The organism is Aerosakkonema sp. BLCC-F183 (genome assembly GCF_041929145.1).
Lineage (GTDB): Bacteria > Cyanobacteriota > Cyanobacteriia > Cyanobacteriales > Aerosakkonemataceae > Aerosakkonema.
Window position 1 is genome coordinate 53788 of sequence record NZ_JBHFNU010000068.1, and the last position, 20100, is coordinate 73887.

Genomic DNA, 20100 nt, shown 5'->3' on the forward strand with positions numbered 1-20100 from the left:
GAATCAGAAAAATTGTGGCTTTCACTAATCTTAGATAGCTCAAGGTTGAACTATTTAAGAACAAGACGCTAATGGTACTACAGACAAAAAACTTTCTGGAGGAAAATTCCTTGAAATTACTAATTGTCGAATCTCCTACCAAATCCAATAAGATCCAAAAATTCCTGGGAAATGGCTGGATGGTTAAAGCCAGTATGGGTCATATTGTAGATTTAGCTGATACTGGCCCACACCGTTTGGGATTTACTTTAGAAGCTAACTGTGTGCGCTGCGAATATGTACCAAGAAAACCTCGCGGTGCAAAAGTGTTAGCTGAACTAAAAAAAGCAATTCAACAAGCTAATGAAATTTATTTAGCCACAGACCCAGACCGCGAAGGGGAAAGTATTAGTTGGCATATCGTTGAGCAATTGCATCTAAAAAAATATCACCGCGTTCGCTTCACGGAAATTACAGAAACAGCAATCAAAAAAGCGATCGCTCAACCCCAGACCTTGGATTTGAGTTTAGTAAATGCTGCCCTTGGACGCTCTTGCGTTGATAAGTTGGTGGGCTACAGAGTGTCGCAGTTGTTGTGGGGTGCGATCGCCGGAGCTAAAAGTGCAGGTCGCGTACAGTCAGCAACACTGCATATCCTAGTAAAGCGCGAACGAGAAATTCAAGCATTTGTACCCCAAGATTATTGGTCAGTTTGGGCGATCTATCAAGAGGGATTCAAGGCATTTTACTGCGGCAACTCACATATTAATGCTACTGACGACGATAGCAGTAACGAGGAAACCGATGATGCAAAAGATAGGGATGAGCATACTAACGAGATGGGACAGCGAGTAACCACCCAGCAAGCTGCTGACCAACTCGTAGAAATTGCCCGTACCCATCCCCATCAAGTAATAAGCATCCAGCAGAAACGCACAAAGAATTGCCCACCACCACCGTTTACAACGTCCAGCTTGCAGCAAGCCGCTGGGGTGAGACTTTCTATGTCCCCAGAGAGAACCATGAAAATTGCCCAGCAACTCTACGAGAACGGTTACATCACCTATATGCGTACCGACTCTGTTGCATTATCGGATGAATTCCGTGCCGCAGTTAGGGATTACCTGGAGAAAAACGACCCAGATAATCTTCCCGAAAAAGTAACTGCTCATCGCAGCAAAGCCTCAGCACAAGAAGCACACGAAGCCATTCGACCGACTGACATTAGTCGCAATCCTCAACTGGCTTCTGCGGAAATGTCAGCAGAAATGTCAGTACAAATGTCAACGGAAGAGGCACTGTTATACAGTTTGATTTGGCACCGGACTTTGGCTTCCCAGTGTCGATCGGCAGAACTCAACAAAACTCGTATAGTCACGCGATCGCTGACTGCGAACTTTGAAGCTAGAGGTCAGCAACTTCTCATACCAGGGTATACCCGCTACTGGAAAGATATTGATGCAGATACCTTCCTCCCCGCTTTGTCAGAAGGAGAGAGTCTTACTTTAGAACGGGCAGGAGCAGATAAAAAACAAACCCAACCACCGCCCAGATATACAGAACCGAAACTCGTACAAGTCCTGGAACGGCGTGGTGTTGGACGACCTTCGACTTACGCAACAATTCTTGCCACCCTCAAAGAACGAAATTATGTGGAGATGAATAAGAAGAAACTACAACCCACTCAACTGGGGATAAATGTTGACCAATTTTTAGAGCAAGTTCTACCCAATTTGATTGATTCCGGGTTCACAGCACAGATGGAACAGGAATTGGATGCGATCGCCACCGGAAAACAAAATTGGCAGCAGTGGCTAACTTCATGGAACCGAGAATATTTTGAACCAGCTTTAGTAAAAGCTAGCAAGGAAATTGAGATGAATCCTAATCAAACAAGCCAACAAATAGAAGTAACAAACCTTGAATGTCCCAAGTGCAACAAACTGATGGTCAAAGTTTATTCAAATAACCCAAAAGTTAAAACGGGGCATTTCCTTTGTTGTGATAAATATCAAGACGGATGTGGGGCAGTAATGTTTTGGAATGAACGCACTAGCTCTTATGAGTTACCTTATTCAGAACGTCCAGCACCAGACTCTAATCCAGAAAACTTAACCTCTCTACCTTGTCCGGTTTGCAATGCCCCTTTAGAAAAATTTGAATATGCCGATAAAAAAACCGGACAACCTAAAACCATGCTGAGATGTTCCAACTTGAAAAATCGTAAGGAAAGTTGCCAAAATGTAGCCTTTTGGTGGACTTCCCGAAATCAATGGTGGTCTCCAAATTATGGGGAGATTCAATTGGAAAATAAAAATCCAAAAGGCGTAGAACAGAAGAAAACGCCTAAATAAGCTTAGCTACTTCAAATACTCTAGTTATATTTCAATTAGTGAGGCACTGTGAGCAGAAGAAAACGACAGCCGGAGCCGGTTAATTCAGAAACTTTAAATACCGCAATTAGCATCGGAGAAAAAACCGAAATTCCAACCGATAGCGATGCCTTAAAAAATGGTTCAAACCAACAAGATGTCGATGATAAAGAAGGTGGAAAAATGGCGATAATAGATGATTTGAACAACCAGTCTGAAATTCCAGTAATTAAGCTGCATTTTGTCAGCAGTCACAGAAGTAAAGATGGCAAGAGCTTTTTTGTAAAAACAGCAGCCCATTACTGTGGAGACAAAGGTAAACCAATTATTTTGGTGGATTGCGATCGGACTAATCCTGATGTGTCAAATGCCTATACAGAAGCTAGAATAGTCTACTTTTCAGAAAATCAGGAAACGGAAAACTACCCTGATGCAATATTGGAGTGGGCAAGTGAGAATAATTTACCAGCTCTAATTAACTTGCCAGGAGGAATTCACGAACTTGTCACTGCATGGATAGATCGCACGTTGGTTCCTATAATTAAGGAAAATGCCTCTCTTCAAGAGAACGAAAATCGCGAAGTAGACCTGAAAATTTATAACTGGTTTTTATGCAATGGGGAACAGGCCAGTTTGAATTTATTTATCGACAGTTTGAATCATTTTGGTGGATGCGTACAGCACATATTAGTGCGAAACTGGGGCATGACTAACAATTGGAAAATTGTCGATGAAAGTACCGATTTAGAACCGTTCTGCAAATCCCCCAAGGACAAAACTGAAGAAGAGATTGCCACAGATAAGGGAAAAGGCATTCAGCTTGTGGATAGCCACGGTTTACCGATCAAAAAAGCAATTCAAATTGATTTTCCCGCCCTTTCTTCACAAGAAGGTAAACGTTTAGCTAGGGAGGAAGTGAAGTTTGCACAAGCGATACTGCGACCGGAACAAGATGGTTTGACAAACGAAGGAAAAAAAGCTTGGCCACTCTGGGAGCGACAACGGGTAATCAATTTCCTTAAAAAAGCCTCTGCGGTGTTAGATAACACTGGATTGCTTTGACACTTTCCTAATAGACAAGGAATTTTCAGAGACGTTAGCTTACGCGATACGTACTTCGTACACGCTTGGGCGAACGCTCTGGAAAACCAGAAATAAAAGGCACAGTTTTTCAAACAGTAGTTCCCGGAGATTGTATGACTAATACTTCAACAGAATCTACTAACTCACAGCAAGTACTATTGGACAGATTGCTGGAAGGTAGAGACTCTAATTTTAAGGGCAAAGTTTTGGATTATATTCAGCTAACCGAGTTAAGCCCGGACGATCCAGCAATTATCATGGCTATTCTGACAGGAAACTTGGCTTTCATGTTAGAAGATGCTCCTGCATCGTTCGAGCATCTATTTAGAGAGTGGTCAGGTGAAATCCAACGGGCTTTGCATTTGGCTGAAAAGCTGGTGGTGGAGCGCCAGAAAGCTGCGATCGCAGATGCCGCCAAGGAGCTAGTTCGCTCCACTGAATCAACTCAAGCCACAAAGTTATTCTCTGCCATTATCCCAGCTGCTGGCGTGCTACTCGGTGCAATAGGTATGGGGTTTTTCATGGGGCTGACGGTTCCCCCATTTTTGGGAGGTGGGTTGGCAGGCAAAGTAAACCTAACACAGAACGAAGCTAATACTCTCCGTTGGGCGCTCTCAGATGAAGGCAAGTTCGCTCGAAACCTCATGGACTGGAACCGAGACTATCTCAAGGAACAAGCTTGTGCCAAGGATGCTCAAGCATTAGGTGCCAAACTCAAGTTCGGCTCTAGGACTGCCTTGAGTGGTTACTGTTTTTTGTGGATCGAGCCGCCAGAGAAACGAAAATATACCCAATGAACACTGATGTGACTTTACCCAGAAGTTGGACAACTTGGCCAACTTCTCCATCCAAAATCAGCATATTTAAGTATAAATACTTAAATATGCTAAAATTTTTATTAAATCTTTAAAGATCCTCCTACTTTGTTACGTAGTTTTTCTTATTTCCCAATAAATACTTAATTTTCTATCCCTAGACTGAGCAAATTTGGCCATCTTTCAGGAAAAAATATGGACTAAATGTACCAGGGGTCAAAAACACTTGTCCAAAACTTTAAAACAGTTTGGTTAGCAAAGCTTAGCTTGTTTTTAAATTCCTGTTTTCCTAAAAAAATTGTGGAGCTATGTTATCTCAACCCAACACCCTAGAAACCCAATTCAAATCTGATAACCGGGTTCAACTCACTACATGGAAGTGGAAAGATTTCTCAGCCACTGCTTACCAATTATCAGATGGTTCTTATGTCATGTCGTACAGACAAATGGCATTAAAGGTTAGCCAGGATAAAAACAACGCTAAAAATTTTGTAGAAAAAGCTAACTTGCCCAGAATGGAAGTTAAATTGAATAATTTCGTTTGGGCAACGGCTGCCCCTTTGACTGCTGTCTTAGCTTACTGGAAACACTTAGATGAATCAGGCGTTGAAAAACAAATTGCTTCTCTTGGTTGTCAGGCAATTGAAGAATTCTTAGCAGAACAAGAACGACTAGCATCTTGCTCGACGGCTTCAAAACCTTCTAAAACTTTAAAGGCTGTGTACGAAGTCAGTATCTTGCCAAGCAGACCAGCACTGCGAGTTTTGCTTCTCAGCGAGCGAGAAGATTATGAAGAATATAGAATTGAGCTAGATTCAGCCTTAAAATTGATAGGAGTATCTCATAGCTGGCTAGATAAACTAAGGCCGAAAACCCGCACTCAATTGAAGGAAAAAGGCTTTAGTAGCGTGCAGGAAACATACTATATTACCACGAGAAATAACCATACCCAAACCGATGAAGGAGAGCCTGAAATCATAGCAAGTAGTAAGACAATCGAACTGAGTGACTACTTGGCCATCTGCAAGCATTTCGCCGACCGGAGAGCTAAGGTTGCGATCGCTTGTCTGGCAGAACTTGCTAGCGAATCACTCGACAGTCGAATTGCTAAATTATCGCCAAATAAACTCAATCTAGCTGTCGAAGTTTCCTATACAAATTTACTGATTAGCAAAGCAGAAAAAGCCTCAGAAACCTTGGCTCAATTCAGCCAGATTTTCCAGTTAGTTATTGACAATATACCCCAATGTATATTTTGGAAAAATCGCGATTCAGTTTATTTAGGATGCAACCGAAGATTTGCGTTGGTAGCGGGAGTAGAAACTCCAAGAAATATCATAGGGAAAACCGATTATGACCTCCCTTGGAAAAAAGAAGAATCTGACTGGTTTAGGGAATGCGATGCTCGCGTGATGGAGACAAATACTCCAGAATATTATATCATCGAACCTCAACTCCAAGCAAATGGTAAACAGTCTTATGTAAGTACAAACAAGATTCCTTTGCACGATTCAAAAGGGAATGTTATTGGCGTTCTAGGTATCTACGAGGAGATTACAGAACGCAAGCGGGTAGAAGAAATTTTGCAACAATTACAAATTGAGGTTAAACAGCTTTTGTGTAACGCAGCAGAACAGATCAACTACGTTTTACCGCTGTCCAGCTAAAAGTTATACAAACTTTGACATCTAATCTAGTTAACATTCCCACACCTAAAAGACCGTGGGATTTTTTTATGTAATTGATTAGAGATCCTAGACCAGCTTAGGAGTATGATGTCAGAAAAATGTAGTTCTAAGCTGAGTTTTCTTGAATTAGTTCCAACAACACCACTACCTCCTGTAAGCGTATCTTAGTTTTACCTCCTAGTTTTTGTAGTAGTTTTTGCCGCAGTACTATGGCCGCTGCCAAAAGTGGGCTGTTAGCGGAGGTATTTTTTTGGATTGGTACTTTTTCCTCTTGTTTTGTTGATTCTCCGCTAACCAACTGTTGCTCTAGTCTTGCTATGATTCGTTCTAACTTTTGAATGTGATTTCGCCGCTCGATCGCCTTGTGCCAATACCCATACTTCGGATTAGTGGGTTTTCCGAGATAGCATAGCTGCTTAACTTTATTCTCCGCTAACTGCATGAGCTTGAAATAATGGTAGATCTTGCCTCCGGGTCTGTTTCTAGCACTAAACTCCGATATCCATACCTTAGCTGGGGCGACAAATCCCTCTGATTGTATTTTTTGGATCTGAGCGCGAAAGTATTGGATACGGTTGGAAAGGTCGTTCATGGTTAGCGGAGTTATTTTAAAGAACTTACTATTATTTTAGTACCTCCGCTAACAAGCGTCAAGCTCAAAATCAGCTAATCACGACTATTCTTATAGTTAAGAGCGCCTCCCAAATCAGCCTAGAAGAGGCGCTAACCAATCAGGAAGTAACTCCGCTAACCGATCGACCGCCTCTGATGCCAACTCTTGCATAGCCAGCACCACTTTTGTGCGCTGTTCGATCGACCACAGCTTGAGAATGCCCTTAAGCCGATCTACTCCGTAGTCTAATGCTGCCATGACCCGAAAAGCACAGGCTTCAAATTGCTCCGGGCTATCATCGGGAATGGCTTTTTCTGGTAACAATTGGCAGATCTCGCCAATCCCTTTAGCAAGCCGCTCCCAATATTCCGGACAATGTGAGAGCAGCCGATCTTGACACTGGATGCCTAACTCCTCTGCCTGGTAGAACAGAGCAACCAGCTGCTCGCTGGATTCAAATCGGGGATGGGGTGTAGGTATTGCCTCTAAATCAGCTAATAGCTGCATCAGCCATTCAATGGGAGATTCTTCGCTCTGCTGTGATTGGGAAGTTAAAGAATTTGTACAGCTTTCATTAGTTTTTATTAAATCTTCAGCACTTGTATGGGGGTCAATATCACTATGTACCTGGTTTTCCGGCAGCTTTGCCACAGCTTCTTCGCCAACTTTTCCTACACACCTTCCGCTGGTTTGATTGATAAAATATGGGGAAGGTGTGCAGCCCTGTAACCCTTGCTCTGTCTGAACTTGAGTCTTCAAAATTTCGTTCCAATTTAACACCGTTTTTTCGCCAGAAAGCAATTCCTCATATCGGACCCCGATGCAGTTATAGATAGCTAAGCGGTCTGGGTCTTCTAGCCAAGCTGAGTCTAACTGATACACCCAGACCCGATTAATCTGGTTACTGCAAGTCTTCAACCCCAAAGACGCTAAAATCCGTCCCAAATACTCAGTAGGTTTAGACTTTCCAACTCTTATTCCAATCGCTCTTGCTAGAGAAGGCTTTTTACCTGCTTCCCAGAGTTCGATAACTTCAGGGGAATCTTTATTCCATGTCTTACCCGGTGCAAAAAATTGTAGAATTCCCAACGATAACAAGGTTTTGATTTTCAACCATCTACTCCTGTGAGTAGTCAAATTCATTTTTTTAGAACTATCAGGCTCGTTTGGATCGGTGAAAATTTTAAGCAGTTTAAACCATTTACTTTGTTGCAATTGTTGAGCAATTTCTGGATGCTCTAACAACCACAATATCTCTGTTTGGGCAATTAACCCTCGCTTTTCATATTTAACTAATCGAATAAATTCAGGACGTAAAATATTACTGTAAACTTCGCGCTCTATTATCGTATTGCCACTGTTAGCCAATGTTAAATTAGGAATTTCTTTAGTTTCATTATTTTGTGATATAAAACCAGACAGGCTTTGACTATCTAGAACAATTGGTTTCATTTCTCTTTGGTTTTGATAATTAGTTAATGAATGCAAAGGTTCTTGAAGCGCAGCTAATTGCAATGAAGTTGCTGGTGCTGAAGTATATGAAAAGTTTGTAATTGTTTGCAGTTGGTATAAAAATAGTGTATTTCTTGGCTTTTTAAAAGGAAATAATTGGATTGATGAAGTTTTTTCTGAAGCTGAGTATGAAAGTAATAAAAGCTGTAATGGTTGATATAAAAATGTCTTAATAGACGATAGTTTTTGTAACATAGGTTGGATAAATGATGTTAATAATGATAAATTTTTGGAAGGTGATAGCTGTAATGGTTTTAATTTAAACGACTGTGATATTTGAGCCGAATCTGCCAAAATAGATGGAGGAAAAAGATTAGGTTGTTGCTGATTTGATTGGTTTGATTCTAGGTAATTAGAGCTTTTAGCAGGTTCGCGGATGATAGTTTTAACCACAGCTTTTTCAATCCCTGGCAACCTTTCTAACAATCGGCGACGTGCAATTTCACATTTATCTTGCCAGCTAGATGCAAAATTGGAAGACTTTTTATTTGCTTCCGAAGTAGAAATATCTTGGGACTTATAAATATCAAAAGAAACTCTATCAATAACTGTATTTTTACCATCCTTATAATTAGGTACTGATACTTTAAATCCTTTTACACATTTTACATTATATCCACTTACTACCAAAGCTTCTTTCAAACAATCTCTTAAATAATTTTTCTCGTGATTGGCTTGAGAAATTAACTCGCATTCATGTTTAAAGTGAGGATCTTGGGAAAGAGTTATAAGCTGTTTAGCTATTCCTAATATTTTTTGTTCTGTGTCTAATTCGCTCAATGTAGCGTTAGCGTCATCTACAACATATTCTATTATTTCTTCTATTACTTTTTGAGTATTAGAAGATTTAGAAATATGATTAGCTTCCATCCCTCTGAAAGCGCAGAATACATGGAGAGAAGCTTCTGCATCTCTGATCCGCCCCATTATTTGTAGCTGCTGATTGGTTAAAATTACTCCAAAGAAGAGATAGTAAATATCGCTGAAGTAATTTTGGATATTTATATCAAGACCTGCTTCTGCTGAGGGAGAATATAAAAAATACTTCGGTTTGTACTTGAGAATAAAAGCTTTAGGGTCTTTAAAAAATTCTTTAGCCCAACTTTGATTAATGGTGGTACTGTCTAACCGAAAACCTTTGGCATCTTTATCTTTTAAAAGTTTGTCCAAAGTTTCGATTGCGTTTTGTGAATCTGAGCCAACAGCCAAACAATTTGGATTATTTAATATAGCTGAGATTACGCAAGAAGTGTCGCTTAGCCGCAATTTCCCATTACCATCTTCCGAACCTTCATAAAATTCAACTTTACCTCTATTTCCTTGATAGTGGTTTTCAACTATTAGTAATTTCCTTGGTTCCTTCAGCAAAGATTTAATATAATTAATTGTTAAATCTGAAAGGTGTCCGTCCAAACAAAATATGCGATTGGCGCGATTGAGAAGTTCTCCTAGAAGGTCTTTAACTTTTTGCCGATAATAATTAATAGATGTATTAGCTTGAAATAAGGATAGAATTACTGATTCTAATTCATCTATGATGACGTTTTTTCCATCAAAATCTTCTGGATCGAAATAAATCAGGCTATCTATACACAAAGCAATGTTTGATTGAGTATCTCGCAGAAGAATCTGTTCTGGTTGACCTTTCATTTCGGTTTGGAGATGGTAGAATTCTGGGCATTTAGCACAAAACTGTAGTAGAATTGAGTTGCGATAGCTGATAGCTAGCCATCCTTCGTCTTTTAAAGTTTTAACATATTCAATAACTTGATGTGTTTTTCCAGTTCCTAATCCCGACTTAAAGAAGTTTAAACTTCTAGGTTCGGGTAAGGGAACCGAAAGATATCGTTGATTGATAGTTAAAGTTGGGGAAAGTTTCCTTTTATTTCGCCAATCTAACCACGCTTTATCAATTTTCTGTTGTTTTTGGTGAGAATAACGTGACTGTGGTTCGGTTTTTTGTTGTGGTGTCTCGTTTACAGAAGTTGGTTCTGGTTTATAATTCGGGCAATGTTGGATAGCGATCGCTTCAAATTGTTCCCAGGATAAATACTTAATTTCTTCTGGATTAACACCTTCATCAATGTCTGAGTCATTGTCTTTGTTAACCTGTCCCCACCAAGCAAATTTAATTGAGATGCCCCATTCTACGAGTAGGTCTTTAATTCTGCGCCATCTTAATATGACGTGACGGTTGCTTACATCTCCCGCGTCTGGGTATACTTCAACTTCTTTGTTGTCTTTAATATAGTTTCGCAGTTGTTCTGGGGAATTGTAGAATTGTCCACCAGAAGCACCGACGAATATTTGTCCTAGCAGATTAGCCGCTATCTTGGGTTTGAAGTTTGTCCCTTCAGCTAGTCCAATGGCTGGTCTGAGAATTACCCCATTGTCGGGACGGTAGTAGGCTAAGGGATATTCGCCGTTAGGTAGTTTGGAAGCACCATCCCATCCTGCCCATTTATAGCGTTCGCGATCGTCGTTGGCGTTGCGGCGGATTTGGAATCCGATCGACCGCCCAAGGTGATCGGAAATCGGACAAGCTATTCCTTCGTCACCTGGTTTTAGCCAAAGTTTATCTCCGCTAACACCGGGAAAGTTGAAGGGAATACCCGGTGGTAGTTCTGGAAAGGCGCTGAGGGAAAAGTAGCAGCCTTCGTCAATTTGTCGATCGCTCAATCCACGATCGCGAATCCGTTGGCGGTCTGCGGTTGATAGTCCCCAATGCTTATGCAATCGGCGAATAATTCGATCTCGCTGTTCTACGGACAGGCAGTTGGCTAGCTTGTGCCGTTCTATTTTTTCTCTTTCCTGCTTGTGTCTTTCTTTTTCTTGGAGATAGCGCTGTTTTTCCTCTTCTGTCCAAGGAGATGGCTTTTGGGGCAGTTCTTGCCATACTACATACTTTCCCCACAGTCCATCTTTAGTCAACCCAAAATATTTGTGGCTTGGGGTATCACCTCCATCTGGCTGCTTCATGCACAAGTGCAGAGTCACCGGGATGCTACTGAGAGTGATTTGTCCTGTCCGGCAGTCTCCTTTGAAGTCACCGCAAATTGAGCAAGCAGCGCTGCGCCTGGTGGGGGTAAATCCCTTACTCACGATTGCTCCCCCCTTGCCCGCTGCACCAAGATAAGTGAACTGGTATTTTATGGACGCATAGACGCATAAGCTATTGGCTTCCAAAGCTAAAAAATTCAGCCTTCCTAGATTACCGTCCTGGTTTTTTCCACTCAAAAAACTACTCGCCGATCAATATGATCAGAAAACTACTCAAGGCTAAAAGTCTTACTAGATAAGAGTTTCAAAAAAATAATCATCACGCGAGGGGGCATTATCTCCCCGCGAGGGGGCTATGAGTGGAATGGCACGCTTGTTGAGCTAAAACCTTTGCCCAGTATGGGTTTGCACCAATGGTTGGCTTTGGGAGAGGGGTGTTGGGACGGTTATCTCACATACAGCGGTCTGACAGTATTGTTGAGGAATGTAAAGTTTCCTAAGTTGAATATCTTTGAACAACTTTTTAGGGACAGGGATAGTTTAATCCCAGAACTTCTTTGAGTTTAGGCAGGTGTTTTGAGTGAATCGGCTTATCTGGATTAACTTTTTCTAGATCCCTCACCCAGCTTTGACTCATCCCGATTGCCTTAGCTAACTGTCTTTGATTCATACCAAGGGCTATTCTTGTCAGCTTTACGATGGCTCCTGTTAGCTTTTCTGAAGAGGATAACTCTGTGGTTGGCGAACTGGAGCTTTTCGTTTCTGGTAGTAGTGCTGATGGTGTTATATTGGCTCTTTCCAAAGCACTGATTTCTGTGTCCTCAGATGTAATTTGAGGGTGTTTCTGAGAAAGTTTTTTAACTTTATGAGATTTCCCAGATTTGGAGCAATCCAAATCTTTTTGAATTTCCAGCGGAAGTGAAAACTTTAATAATGCAGGTAAAAAATAGTTTTGTATATAATTATTCGGAAATTTTTTCATTCTAAGCAGGCATTGATTTCTTTTGCTTGTAGGAAGACAACTTAGCTCTGACGGCATAGCCCACAAAGGTCTTAGCCAAACTGGATAGCGCTCATCGTCAAAATCGATATTGAACCCAACTTTATCTTTTAAAATCAGTAATGCTTCATCTACTTTTTCTTTGAGTTTCCAGCCATACCGATAGTCATTTACTGCTTGTTCAATTTGACTTTGAGGCAAAACACTATTTAATAGCTTTGAAATTGTATAAACGCCGCTTTTATGAGCGCGACTGTTCTGTATTATGTATAAAGCTAAACTGGTTGCAAGCTTTTGCCGATGTGGATCTAAATCGAAGAATCGCTTGGGAATAAAGCTATACTGATGTAGCGCTGTTCTTTTCTTTTCTCCTTCAACGTTGAGGAAGTTACGAGTCCACAGTCCTGGCTGCACTGTAATAATAACTTCTAAAGTTTCTTCGGGAAGCCCGAACAAGTTGAGTTGATTATACTCTTGGACGCTTACTATCCAGAGTAAAGTGCGTTCTTTGATACATAGATTTAAATTTCCCTCGTACCAATGGATAACAGTACCCAACGTTCCTACCACCAAGGCTAACTCTGCGATCGCCTTCAGTTTTTGCGATTTGGTTAGTTGTTTGCTTTTATAAACTTGTAATGTTTCGATCAACTCAGACCCTCGCAGAACAAAAGGCTCTTTCCAAGGTTCTGTTTGTCGGGCTGCGTATGTAGCAAATACAACATGAAGTCTTGCTGCCATTACACCATATCGGTCAAGAATTTCATCCTCAGCTTGAGATGCTATTGATTCAGGTTGATCCGCTTGTTTATTGAGTATATAAAATTCTATGAAGCGCCCTTTTCCGAAAGGTTTTTGGAAGTAAAGACGACCTGGAGCGTACTCACTCCAATTTGGAGATTTAAGGAACGCTTGACTGGCGCTAATAATAGGTGCTCCTGTTGCTGTCATCTCGTAGGATTTACTTCCAAACAGTGGTGCTTGGGTTAGAGGTAGATTTTTGAGTTGGCAAACTTGCTTGGGAGTGTTGTCCAAGTGCGAAAATTCCAACCCTCTAAATTCTAATTTAGATGCACCTTGTATAGAGTTTGTATTCCCTCGATCGGTTTCCTTTTCAGCCATCAATCTTATCCTCCTTTAGATGGCTGTTCGCTTCTTTCTGCTCTAAAATCAGTTCTAACTGTACGGTTGTCCTTTCCTTTTCCCCTTGTGCCTGTGAGCATAAGAGGTAAAATGAGGGGGTACATCTGCTCTGTAGCAAAATGTAAAGGTGACATTTTACTGTGACATCCTGACATTTATAACCTTCTAAAGATGACATTTAACAGATGTCAATGTCAATTGTGGCGAAAAATTTTGGCAAGCGCCGAGTACTCCCTCTGGCGAGCTAGAGTTTTTGGGAAGTACGGAGTATAAGAGATGCTGGCAGGTACAACACCTAAACTAAGGTTGGCTAATTTAGTTAAAGATCTCCGGGGCGACAAAAGTCAGCGCAACTTTGCCAAGCTGTTGGGTGTGAGCTACTATGCCGTTCAGAGTTGGGAGAAGCAGGCAGCTTTACCGGATGAAAAGAATCTACAAAAACTAGCTGACTTGAAAGGTTGGACGCTATTGCAACTGCAAATCTACTTGCAGGGGTCAGAAATACGCAATAAGGCGATAGTGGATGGTACTGGTGACTCAATTTGGTTGGAGAATGCAAGGAATGGACATTCCAGCAAAGCGTTGTGCTGGTCTATTGACGATTTGATAGCAGAGGTGAGGGCATTGCCGTTTGAGGCAGCGGCTAAAGTGGCTCAAGTGGCATTAGAGACGATGACCGCTAAAGGGTCTTGATTAAATTACCAGCTTGACTTGAAGGTACTATTTGAGAATGGTTCGCCTATAAGCACGGCTGCCAGTTGAAAACTCAGTTGCCGCCGACAGCGGGTTTTCTTTGTTTGAGTCTATTATGGGTTGCCCATTGCTGTGCAAGGTCGATCGATCTGCCTATGTCCAGGCACGATCGCTTTGCATGACAAAGTAATTGCCGCATGGCGGGGCAGTTCTGATCGCTTGGGTTTGTTGTAGGGATAGAGAGGAAGCAACAGCGATCGCTGTTGCCACTGGCGATCGTCGCAAGCCAACAGGGTTAATTTTCGCCATGTTTACTTGGACTCAGCTCCCACCTGACCTATTGCGCTTTGTCCGTTCTCTTTTTTCCAGCCAAAGCTGAACGGCTTCTTCCAATCCTTCACTTTGAGTGGTTTCGTCTTCGGTACAAGCAACCTTGAATCGAAGTGCAAGCTCTTTAGGAATGTAGCCGCTCACTTGAGAGTAGCCTGGATCGTCACGTCTGGTTACCAAAGTTCCTTTCTTCTCTTGATTTCTTGAATTCATTTTCTCACGAGACTCTAAAGTTGATATTTTGTATTAATTCATGAATTCACGATTGCATGAAGTTTTGCTATGATAACACCCATAAGGGAACTGTGACCGAACGGCAACCACCTTCGGGGGACAACCAGATCGCGATCGCTTTGCCCTCAGTAAGTCAGCACAACTGAGTCAATGAACCAACATGAAGTCCACAGTGGATTACGTGCCGCTAGCGCTTGCTGCATCTGAACTTGGGATTTCAGAGGAAACCTTAAGACGCGATCGAGCGCTGCTCAGAAAAAAGCTCGGCAAGTCGGAGTTTGACAACTCACGTTACGAACCGGGGTTAGACGCTAAATCTTTTGCAGCCTTAAGGCGATTTCGAGAACTAGCCGCTCTTATGGGACGCAAAAAAGCTATTGAAACGCTAAGAATTAATGGAGTTGACTAAAATGACCACCATTTCAATCTCAGCCAGCCGCAAGCAACAAATATCCGATGAGCTAACCAAACTCGGCATCGACCCCACAGACGAGGCTTTGGCCGCCGTAGTGTCCATCCTCAAATCGAATCGGCGTGCCACCCTCAAAAGTGCCTGCAAGCGGTACGCCCAAAACCAGCAGCCAACCAATCACACCAAAACCACAACCAATAAGCCTTCTGGCTCCATTAAAGATGATTTGGGCAAATTGGCAGGAAACCTCAAAGACTCCATGAAAAAGCAGGTCGTTAGTGCTGCCGTAGTCGGGCTAGTCCGCGATTTGGAGTCAGGGGATTACGGAAGTTTAGACGACCTTGCAGTTGAGGAATTGAAAGATTTGATTGATGCCGAATTCTCAGTTTTGGAGGTATCAGACCTAGACCCCAAGTATCTCTTGTCGTCGAACGGGTCAAAGTTGCTCTTAAACGTCGGATTGACAGAGAGCTAAACCGACCCTCTACTTATGCGGCGATGGGAGTCTTATTTGTTCTATCCGCACTCACAGCAGTAAATTTGGCCAACGTGATGCGATCGAATTTATCCACCCCCACCCAAATCCAAAGAGCCAATGGCCCAAGTCCAACCAAGAACAGACCATTGGCTCCACTCCCAAAGAAACAAAAGGGAGTTAAATAAATCCTCTCACATTCAGCCAGTGGCATCGCTCCACTGGCTTATTGGAGGCTCAAATGCCAATAGAAGCTATCAAAATCATCTTCGTTGGAATAATTGCCTTTGGCATCGGGACGCTATTCGTAGAAGGCAGACAGACATTAGAAATCAACAATTTGAATAACCGAATAGCCAACCTAGAAAAACAACTGGCCGAAAAAGACAAACAACTCAAAACAGTCCAAATCATCGTCACCAAACAAAATCAAAAAGTAGAGGAATTTTACAAACAATGGAAAAAATGAAATCCTCACAGATACAAAATCTACTGAAGAGCGGAGCATGAAAAATGAGTCAAAAACTCACCAAATTCGAGTACGAATACCAAAAAGAGAGTATCGAGCAAGATATCAGAGGGCTAGATATTTCAATCCTAGAAGTTAAGCGCGATATCAAATCCAATCAATTAGAAGCAGCTACCTGGGATTTAGAAACCAGTAAAGAAGGCATCAGAAAAGCCAAGCTTGGCTACGAATCAGCCCGAACTGCCAACGACATCACCGAACAGAAAAACGAGCAACTACAAGACCAATTGAGCTATGAAAGAGCGATGAAATTGCTCAATAAGCAATCCCTGCTTACTGCGGGTCAAAGCGCGTTATTAGCTTTACAACAAGCTCAAAAAGACTTAGAAGATAACGCCTCATTGTTCGAGCTTAAATATCGCCAAGTCCCCGATTTATCAGCACTCCCAACAGAATGAGAAACAATGGACATCAACAGACTGGCAGTAGAGGCATTATTCTGTTATTTCCTCGCCGCCACATTTTCTCAAATCATCAGCTTTCTCTACCGCTCTCACTATCTCCCATACCTGATTTACCTGATAGGGAAAGCATTTTTATTAGTCGGATTACTGCTAACAGCAGCTTACCTGAAACGGAAATCTCCCGCCGAAGAACTAACAATAATTAGCGGTTTAGCTATCACCGGACTATGGATTTAAAACCTCTCTACGCGGCTGACTTAGCCGCTTTTCTTATCTCTATTGCCTCCAGCGCTAGCGGTCACTATGCCATAGCTATTCCGTCCGTCGTTACTGGCTTGGGAATTAGCAGTTATTTGGTAGCCAAAGTTCCTTCTAAACAAGAAACCGAACAACTGAATCAAGCCAGAATCATCGAACTAGAAACCAAACTCAACGAACTGCAAACTATCCACACTTGGCAGCAGCAATTACTAGAATCTTCCGAGGCCAAGAAACTAGAGGAAATACAAGTTTTACGAGAGTCCTATGAATCTCGCCTCAGTGCTGACCAAAAAGCTTTACAAGACCTTTCAGAATCCAAAAATAAGGAAATCGCTCTCTTGAAAGAAAGCGAGGCTTATAAGCTCTCAGAACTGCAACAACAGCTAGAGACTGAAAAAGCCGAATTAGAACTGGCTTTCGCTGCCAAAATTGCCCAATTGGATGCTGATTTAGCAGCTACAAATCAGTGGCGAGATAATGTGCTTAAGTTAGAATCCGATTTAAAGAAATTTTCCGAACAATTGAAGTTAGAAGAAAAAGCGCTCAGGTTAGAAGAAAAGCGGATTCGATTAGATGTACGCGACGAACGCGGACAAACTAAAGAATTGCTCAAAAATGCCCAATTAGAAATCCAAGCTCAGAATGTGATTATCCAAAAACTCCAATCAGAAATCGTCAGTTTAAAAGAGCAGAACGAGCAGCTATTCAACGAACTATACACCGCTAAAAAGCCGGATGCTGATGAGCTAGTTACGCAGATTCAGACAGCATTAGCTCAACAAGGAATCCAGTCGGAATTCATTTCAAAAAGAGTGATAGAGGGAGTAGAAAGGATTTACCTCAAACCAACTAATTACTGGGAACCATCTAAATTAGAGATAGTAGCTAAGATTCTACCTGGAATGGTTGACATTCCTCAGCCGACAATCCAAGCTAAAAATGGAAGAATCGAGGTAAAAATCGATAGGAGGGATGAACTGGATAGAATTAAAGATGCGCCTGATAATTGGTTAGAAATATTATACAAAGATGCTGCCAAAGATGGGAAGAATTTAGCCATACTTGGCGCTAGAGGAAAAGGGAAAACAGAAATGGCAAAAAATTATTGTGGTTTAGTTGTTAGGAACGAACCAGATTGCGAAGTAATTTACATTCAGCCAAAAGTAGATGATTACGCTACTTTTACCATCAACGGTAAACTGTTTGAACCTGATTATATTGGGTTTGAATCGGTAACTGCTAGTAACGGAGTAACTATCCCAAGTGCTTATGATGGCATCCTTTATCTGAGGAAGTTGTACTCGGAAAGAAACAGTATCAACCAACAATGCTTTGCCGATAATAAGCCTTGTCCGAAGTTCAATCGAGTTTTCTTTTTGATTGATGAATTGCAATTGCTAGTGTCGAGGGAAAGGGAGTTTATTGAGCCGGATGTCATCAAATCTGAAAAGTTGAGAAATGGGCAGACATTCGTCGGTAAAATTATCAGGGATGCTATTAGTTTGGGTCGGTCGTTGGGGATTACAGTGTTGGCGTTAGGGCAATTGCCAAATGTGAGTGTTTATGGGTGGAATAAAAATGACCTTTACCAATACATTACTATTTTTATGAGTGCGAATATACCACAAGCAGCCAGCGATTATGCACCGACTAAGGAAGAGAAAAATAGAATTTTGGGAGATTTGGAACTGTGGCGGAAACGAGCATCGGTAGATAGTTCCAAGGATTATTATTGCTACGTTAGACCGATGGATAAAGCAGGATATTTAGCGTTGCTTCCTTTTCCTGGGGCATATTTGGATTAGTGTAATTGTTTCCTCTAATGATTGCTTACCCCAGCTATTTATCATTGAAGTCGTCAAAACAGATGTCAGTCGATCGCTCACTAGGGATAGATCAAGTGCATCGTGCTACCATAATAAATTGCGCCTTCGCTGTTCCCTTCAGGCTCGGCAGAGGAAATCAATATAGTAATTGGACTACTAACGTCTATAAATGCCAGCAAACTATACCGAACTGGAAAAGCGCCTCTGGGAAGCAGCAGACGAACTCCGGGCTAACTCCAAACTCAAGCCCTCGGAATACTCCGTCCCCGTACTGGGGCTGATATTCTTGCGCTACGCCGATTATAAATTCAGTCTGGTGGAACGGGAGTTAGCCGGGGTGAGTACCCGCCGCCGCAGTGTGGGCAAGTTGGACTACCAGGCAAAAGGGGCGTTGTATTTAACCGAAAAAGCACGGTTTGATTATTTGCTGAATTTGCCAGAAGCAGAAGATATTGGCACGGCAATTAATCAGGCGATGAAAGCGATTGAAGATGAAAATGAAGAATTGAAGGGAATTTTACTGAAAGATTATAACCGTTTAGAAAAACCGACGCTGCGGGAGTTACTCAAAACTTTTAATCGGATTAAATTATCAGAAATTGGCGAGGATGCGTTTGGAGAAATTTATCAGTATTTTTTGGGTAACTTTGCCCAGAAGGAAGGACAGAAAGGCGGAGAGTTTTTTACCCCGATTTCTGTGGTTAAGTTAATTGTAGAAGTCATCGAACCGTATCATGGATTGATTCTCGACCCGGCTTGTGGGGCGGGGGGAATGTTCGTGCAAAGTGCGATGCGGGTGAGGGAAAAGTTAGGGTGCGACCCGAATACGGCGATTAGCGTTTACGGTCAAGAAAAGACGGAAGGAACCGTTAAACTTTGTCAGATGAACTTGGCGGTTCACGGGGTTTCTGGTTTGCGGAATATCCGCCAGGGGAATACTTATTATGAGGATATCCACAATTGCGCGGGGCAGTTTGATTTCGTGATGGCGAATCCACCCTTTAATGTGGATGGAGTGGATAAGGAACGGTTAGAAAATGACCCCAGGTTTCCCTTTGCTAAACCGAAGGTAGACAATGCGAATTATCTCTGGATTCAGTTATTTTATAGCGCTTTAAATAATACGGGACGGGCGGGATTTGTAATGGCGAATTCTGCCTCGGATGCGCGAGGTTCCGAATTGGAGGTGCGCCAGCGGTTGATTAAAACTGGGGCGGTAGATGTGATGATTGCGATTAGTTCTAATTTCTTTTATACGGTAACGTTGCCTTGTACTTTGTGGTTTTTGGATAAGGGAAAGGCGAAAACACTGCGGAAGGAAAAGGTGTTATTTATCGATGCGCGGCATATTTACCGACAAATTGACCGCGCCCACCGGGAGTTTACCGACGAACAGGTGGAGTTTATTTCTAATATCGTTAGATTGTACCGAGGGGAAGCACCGGAAACGAAAAATGGCAGTCAAATTTTACTGGATACTAATTTTCCAGAGGGTGCTTATAAAGATGTGGCGGGGTTGTGTCGGGTGGCGACAACGGCGGAAATAGAAGCGCAGGGTTGGAGTTTGAATCCTGGGCGTTATGTGGGAGTGGCAGAACGTCCGGTAGAGGATTTTGATTTTGCGGAGAAGTTGGAAGAATTAAATGAGGAATTGGAAATTTTAAATGCGGAGGCGAGGGAGTTGGAGGAACGGATTTCTGAGAATGTCGCCCAGATTTTGGGAACTTGATT

General features: G+C 42.0%; 18 protein-coding genes. 12 read left to right on the forward strand and 6 right to left on the reverse strand.

Annotated features, from left to right (window positions below; all coding sequences use genetic code 11):
- Window positions 1–71 precede the first annotated feature (71 nt).
- The 4 genes from topA to ACE1CD_RS20305 all read left to right on the forward strand — a co-directional run bounded on the left by topA (window position 72) and on the right by ACE1CD_RS20305 (window position 5916).
- On the forward strand, window positions 72–2333 hold the full coding sequence (gene topA, locus ACE1CD_RS20290; protein ID WP_374826087.1) for a type I DNA topoisomerase: 2262 nt from the start codon (window positions 72–74) through the stop codon (window positions 2331–2333).
- A gap of 48 nt (window positions 2334–2381) precedes the next feature.
- The gene (locus tag ACE1CD_RS20295; protein WP_374794693.1) at window positions 2382–3413 is read left to right on the forward strand and encodes a hypothetical protein; all 1032 of its coding nucleotides are present in this window, start codon (window positions 2382–2384) and stop codon (window positions 3411–3413) included.
- A gap of 134 nt (window positions 3414–3547) precedes the next feature.
- Entirely contained in the window at window positions 3548–4231 is a 684-nt protein-coding gene (locus ACE1CD_RS20300) for a DUF6753 family protein (protein WP_374794694.1), read from the forward strand.
- Between the two features lie 326 nt (window positions 4232–4557).
- Window positions 4558–5916 carry a PAS domain-containing protein gene (locus ACE1CD_RS20305; RefSeq protein WP_374794695.1) on the forward strand — a complete coding sequence of 453 codons (1359 nt, stop codon included), beginning with the start codon at window positions 4558–4560 and terminating at the stop codon, window positions 5914–5916.
- 127 nt (window positions 5917–6043) lie between these two features.
- Here ACE1CD_RS20305 and ACE1CD_RS20310 read toward each other — a convergent pair whose 3' ends face one another.
- From ACE1CD_RS20310 to ACE1CD_RS20320, 3 genes are all read right to left on the reverse strand, one after another.
- Entirely contained in the window at window positions 6044–6529 is a 486-nt protein-coding gene (locus tag ACE1CD_RS20310; protein ID WP_374794696.1) for a hypothetical protein, read from the reverse strand.
- A gap of 114 nt (window positions 6530–6643) precedes the next feature.
- Window positions 6644–11164 (reverse strand): plasmid replication protein, CyRepA1 family, encoded by a 4521-nt coding sequence (locus ACE1CD_RS20315; protein WP_374794697.1) that lies wholly within the window; start codon window positions 11162–11164, stop codon window positions 6644–6646.
- A gap of 421 nt (window positions 11165–11585) precedes the next feature.
- Window positions 11586–13184, reverse strand: a complete 1599-nt coding sequence (locus ACE1CD_RS20320; protein WP_374794698.1) for a helix-turn-helix domain-containing protein — start codon at window positions 13182–13184, stop codon at window positions 11586–11588.
- A 297-nt stretch (window positions 13185–13481) separates the two neighbouring features.
- On the opposite strand from ACE1CD_RS20320, the gene ACE1CD_RS20325 reads away from it, so the two are divergent.
- A complete protein-coding gene (locus ACE1CD_RS20325) occupies window positions 13482–13898 on the forward strand; it encodes a hypothetical protein (protein WP_374794699.1) in 417 nt (138 codons plus the stop codon).
- Between the two features lie 153 nt (window positions 13899–14051).
- Here the strand turns inward: ACE1CD_RS20325 and ACE1CD_RS20330 are convergent, their stop codons facing one another.
- Both ACE1CD_RS20330 and ACE1CD_RS20335 read right to left on the reverse strand, forming a co-directional pair.
- Window positions 14052–14207, reverse strand: coding sequence for a hypothetical protein (locus ACE1CD_RS20330; RefSeq protein WP_374794700.1), 156 nt, complete (start codon window positions 14205–14207; stop codon window positions 14052–14054).
- Between the two features lie 12 nt (window positions 14208–14219).
- On the reverse strand, window positions 14220–14441 hold the full coding sequence (locus ACE1CD_RS20335; RefSeq protein WP_374794701.1) for a hypothetical protein: 222 nt from the start codon (window positions 14439–14441) through the stop codon (window positions 14220–14222).
- Window positions 14442–14622: 181 nt separating this feature from the next.
- Here ACE1CD_RS20335 and ACE1CD_RS20340 point away from each other — a divergent pair, with 181 nt between their 5' ends.
- The gene (locus ACE1CD_RS20340; protein WP_374794702.1) at window positions 14623–14871 is read left to right on the forward strand and encodes a hypothetical protein; all 249 of its coding nucleotides are present in this window, start codon (window positions 14623–14625) and stop codon (window positions 14869–14871) included.
- Window position 14872: 1 nt separating this feature from the next.
- Window positions 14873–15349, forward strand: coding sequence for a hypothetical protein (locus ACE1CD_RS20345; protein ID WP_374794703.1), 477 nt, complete (start codon window positions 14873–14875; stop codon window positions 15347–15349).
- 13 nt (window positions 15350–15362) lie between these two features.
- Here the strand turns inward: ACE1CD_RS20345 and ACE1CD_RS20350 are convergent, their stop codons facing one another.
- Entirely contained in the window at window positions 15363–15563 is a 201-nt protein-coding gene (locus ACE1CD_RS20350; RefSeq protein WP_374794704.1) for a hypothetical protein, read from the reverse strand.
- Between the two features lie 27 nt (window positions 15564–15590).
- Here ACE1CD_RS20350 and ACE1CD_RS20355 point away from each other — a divergent pair, with 27 nt between their 5' ends.
- The 5 genes from ACE1CD_RS20355 (at window position 15591) to ACE1CD_RS20375 (ending at window position 20098) form a co-directional block, all read left to right on the forward strand.
- Entirely contained in the window at window positions 15591–15818 is a 228-nt protein-coding gene (locus ACE1CD_RS20355) for a hypothetical protein (RefSeq protein WP_374794705.1), read from the forward strand.
- A gap of 44 nt (window positions 15819–15862) precedes the next feature.
- Complete coding sequence (locus ACE1CD_RS20360; RefSeq protein WP_374794706.1) at window positions 15863–16276, forward strand: hypothetical protein; 414 nt, start codon at window positions 15863–15865, stop codon at window positions 16274–16276.
- A gap of 6 nt (window positions 16277–16282) precedes the next feature.
- A complete protein-coding gene (locus tag ACE1CD_RS20365) occupies window positions 16283–16519 on the forward strand; it encodes a hypothetical protein (RefSeq protein ID WP_374794707.1) in 237 nt (78 codons plus the stop codon).
- Window positions 16510–18348, forward strand: a complete 1839-nt coding sequence (locus tag ACE1CD_RS20370; RefSeq protein ID WP_374794708.1) for a hypothetical protein — start codon at window positions 16510–16512, stop codon at window positions 18346–18348. Before ACE1CD_RS20365 ends, ACE1CD_RS20370 begins: the two co-directional genes overlap by 10 nt.
- A gap of 190 nt (window positions 18349–18538) precedes the next feature.
- Window positions 18539–20098: an N-6 DNA methylase gene (locus tag ACE1CD_RS20375; RefSeq protein WP_374794709.1), complete on the forward strand. Its 1560-nt coding sequence runs from the start codon at window positions 18539–18541 to the stop codon at window positions 20096–20098.
- The last annotated feature ends 2 nt before the right edge of the window (window positions 20099–20100 follow it).

Excerpts from the sequence above, each read along its gene's own strand:
- topA (WP_374826087.1), top strand. The coding sequence starts at position 72 with ATGGTACTACAGACAAAAAACTTTCTGGAGGAAAATTCCTTGAAATTA.
- ACE1CD_RS20300 (WP_374794694.1), top strand. The coding sequence starts at position 3,548 with ATGACTAATACTTCAACAGAATCTACTAACTCACAGCAAGTACTATTG.
- ACE1CD_RS20305 (WP_374794695.1), top strand. The coding sequence starts at position 4,558 with ATGTTATCTCAACCCAACACCCTAGAAACCCAATTCAAATCTGATAAC.
- ACE1CD_RS20310 (WP_374794696.1), bottom strand. The coding sequence starts at position 6,529 with ATGAACGACCTTTCCAACCGTATCCAATACTTTCGCGCTCAGATCCAA.
- ACE1CD_RS20320 (WP_374794698.1), bottom strand. The coding sequence starts at position 13,184 with ATGGCTGAAAAGGAAACCGATCGAGGGAATACAAACTCTATACAAGGT.
- ACE1CD_RS20325 (WP_374794699.1), top strand. The coding sequence starts at position 13,482 with ATGCTGGCAGGTACAACACCTAAACTAAGGTTGGCTAATTTAGTTAAA.
- ACE1CD_RS20330 (WP_374794700.1), bottom strand. The coding sequence starts at position 14,207 with ATGGCGAAAATTAACCCTGTTGGCTTGCGACGATCGCCAGTGGCAACA.
- ACE1CD_RS20335 (WP_374794701.1), bottom strand. The coding sequence starts at position 14,441 with ATGAATTCAAGAAATCAAGAGAAGAAAGGAACTTTGGTAACCAGACGT.
- ACE1CD_RS20340 (WP_374794702.1), top strand. The coding sequence starts at position 14,623 with ATGAAGTCCACAGTGGATTACGTGCCGCTAGCGCTTGCTGCATCTGAA.
- ACE1CD_RS20345 (WP_374794703.1), top strand. The coding sequence starts at position 14,873 with ATGACCACCATTTCAATCTCAGCCAGCCGCAAGCAACAAATATCCGAT.
- ACE1CD_RS20350 (WP_374794704.1), bottom strand. The coding sequence starts at position 15,563 with ATGCCACTGGCTGAATGTGAGAGGATTTATTTAACTCCCTTTTGTTTC.
- ACE1CD_RS20355 (WP_374794705.1), top strand. The coding sequence starts at position 15,591 with ATGCCAATAGAAGCTATCAAAATCATCTTCGTTGGAATAATTGCCTTT.
- ACE1CD_RS20360 (WP_374794706.1), top strand. The coding sequence starts at position 15,863 with ATGAGTCAAAAACTCACCAAATTCGAGTACGAATACCAAAAAGAGAGT.
- ACE1CD_RS20365 (WP_374794707.1), top strand. The coding sequence starts at position 16,283 with ATGGACATCAACAGACTGGCAGTAGAGGCATTATTCTGTTATTTCCTC.
- ACE1CD_RS20370 (WP_374794708.1), top strand. The coding sequence starts at position 16,510 with ATGGATTTAAAACCTCTCTACGCGGCTGACTTAGCCGCTTTTCTTATC.
- ACE1CD_RS20375 (WP_374794709.1), top strand. The coding sequence starts at position 18,539 with ATGCCAGCAAACTATACCGAACTGGAAAAGCGCCTCTGGGAAGCAGCA.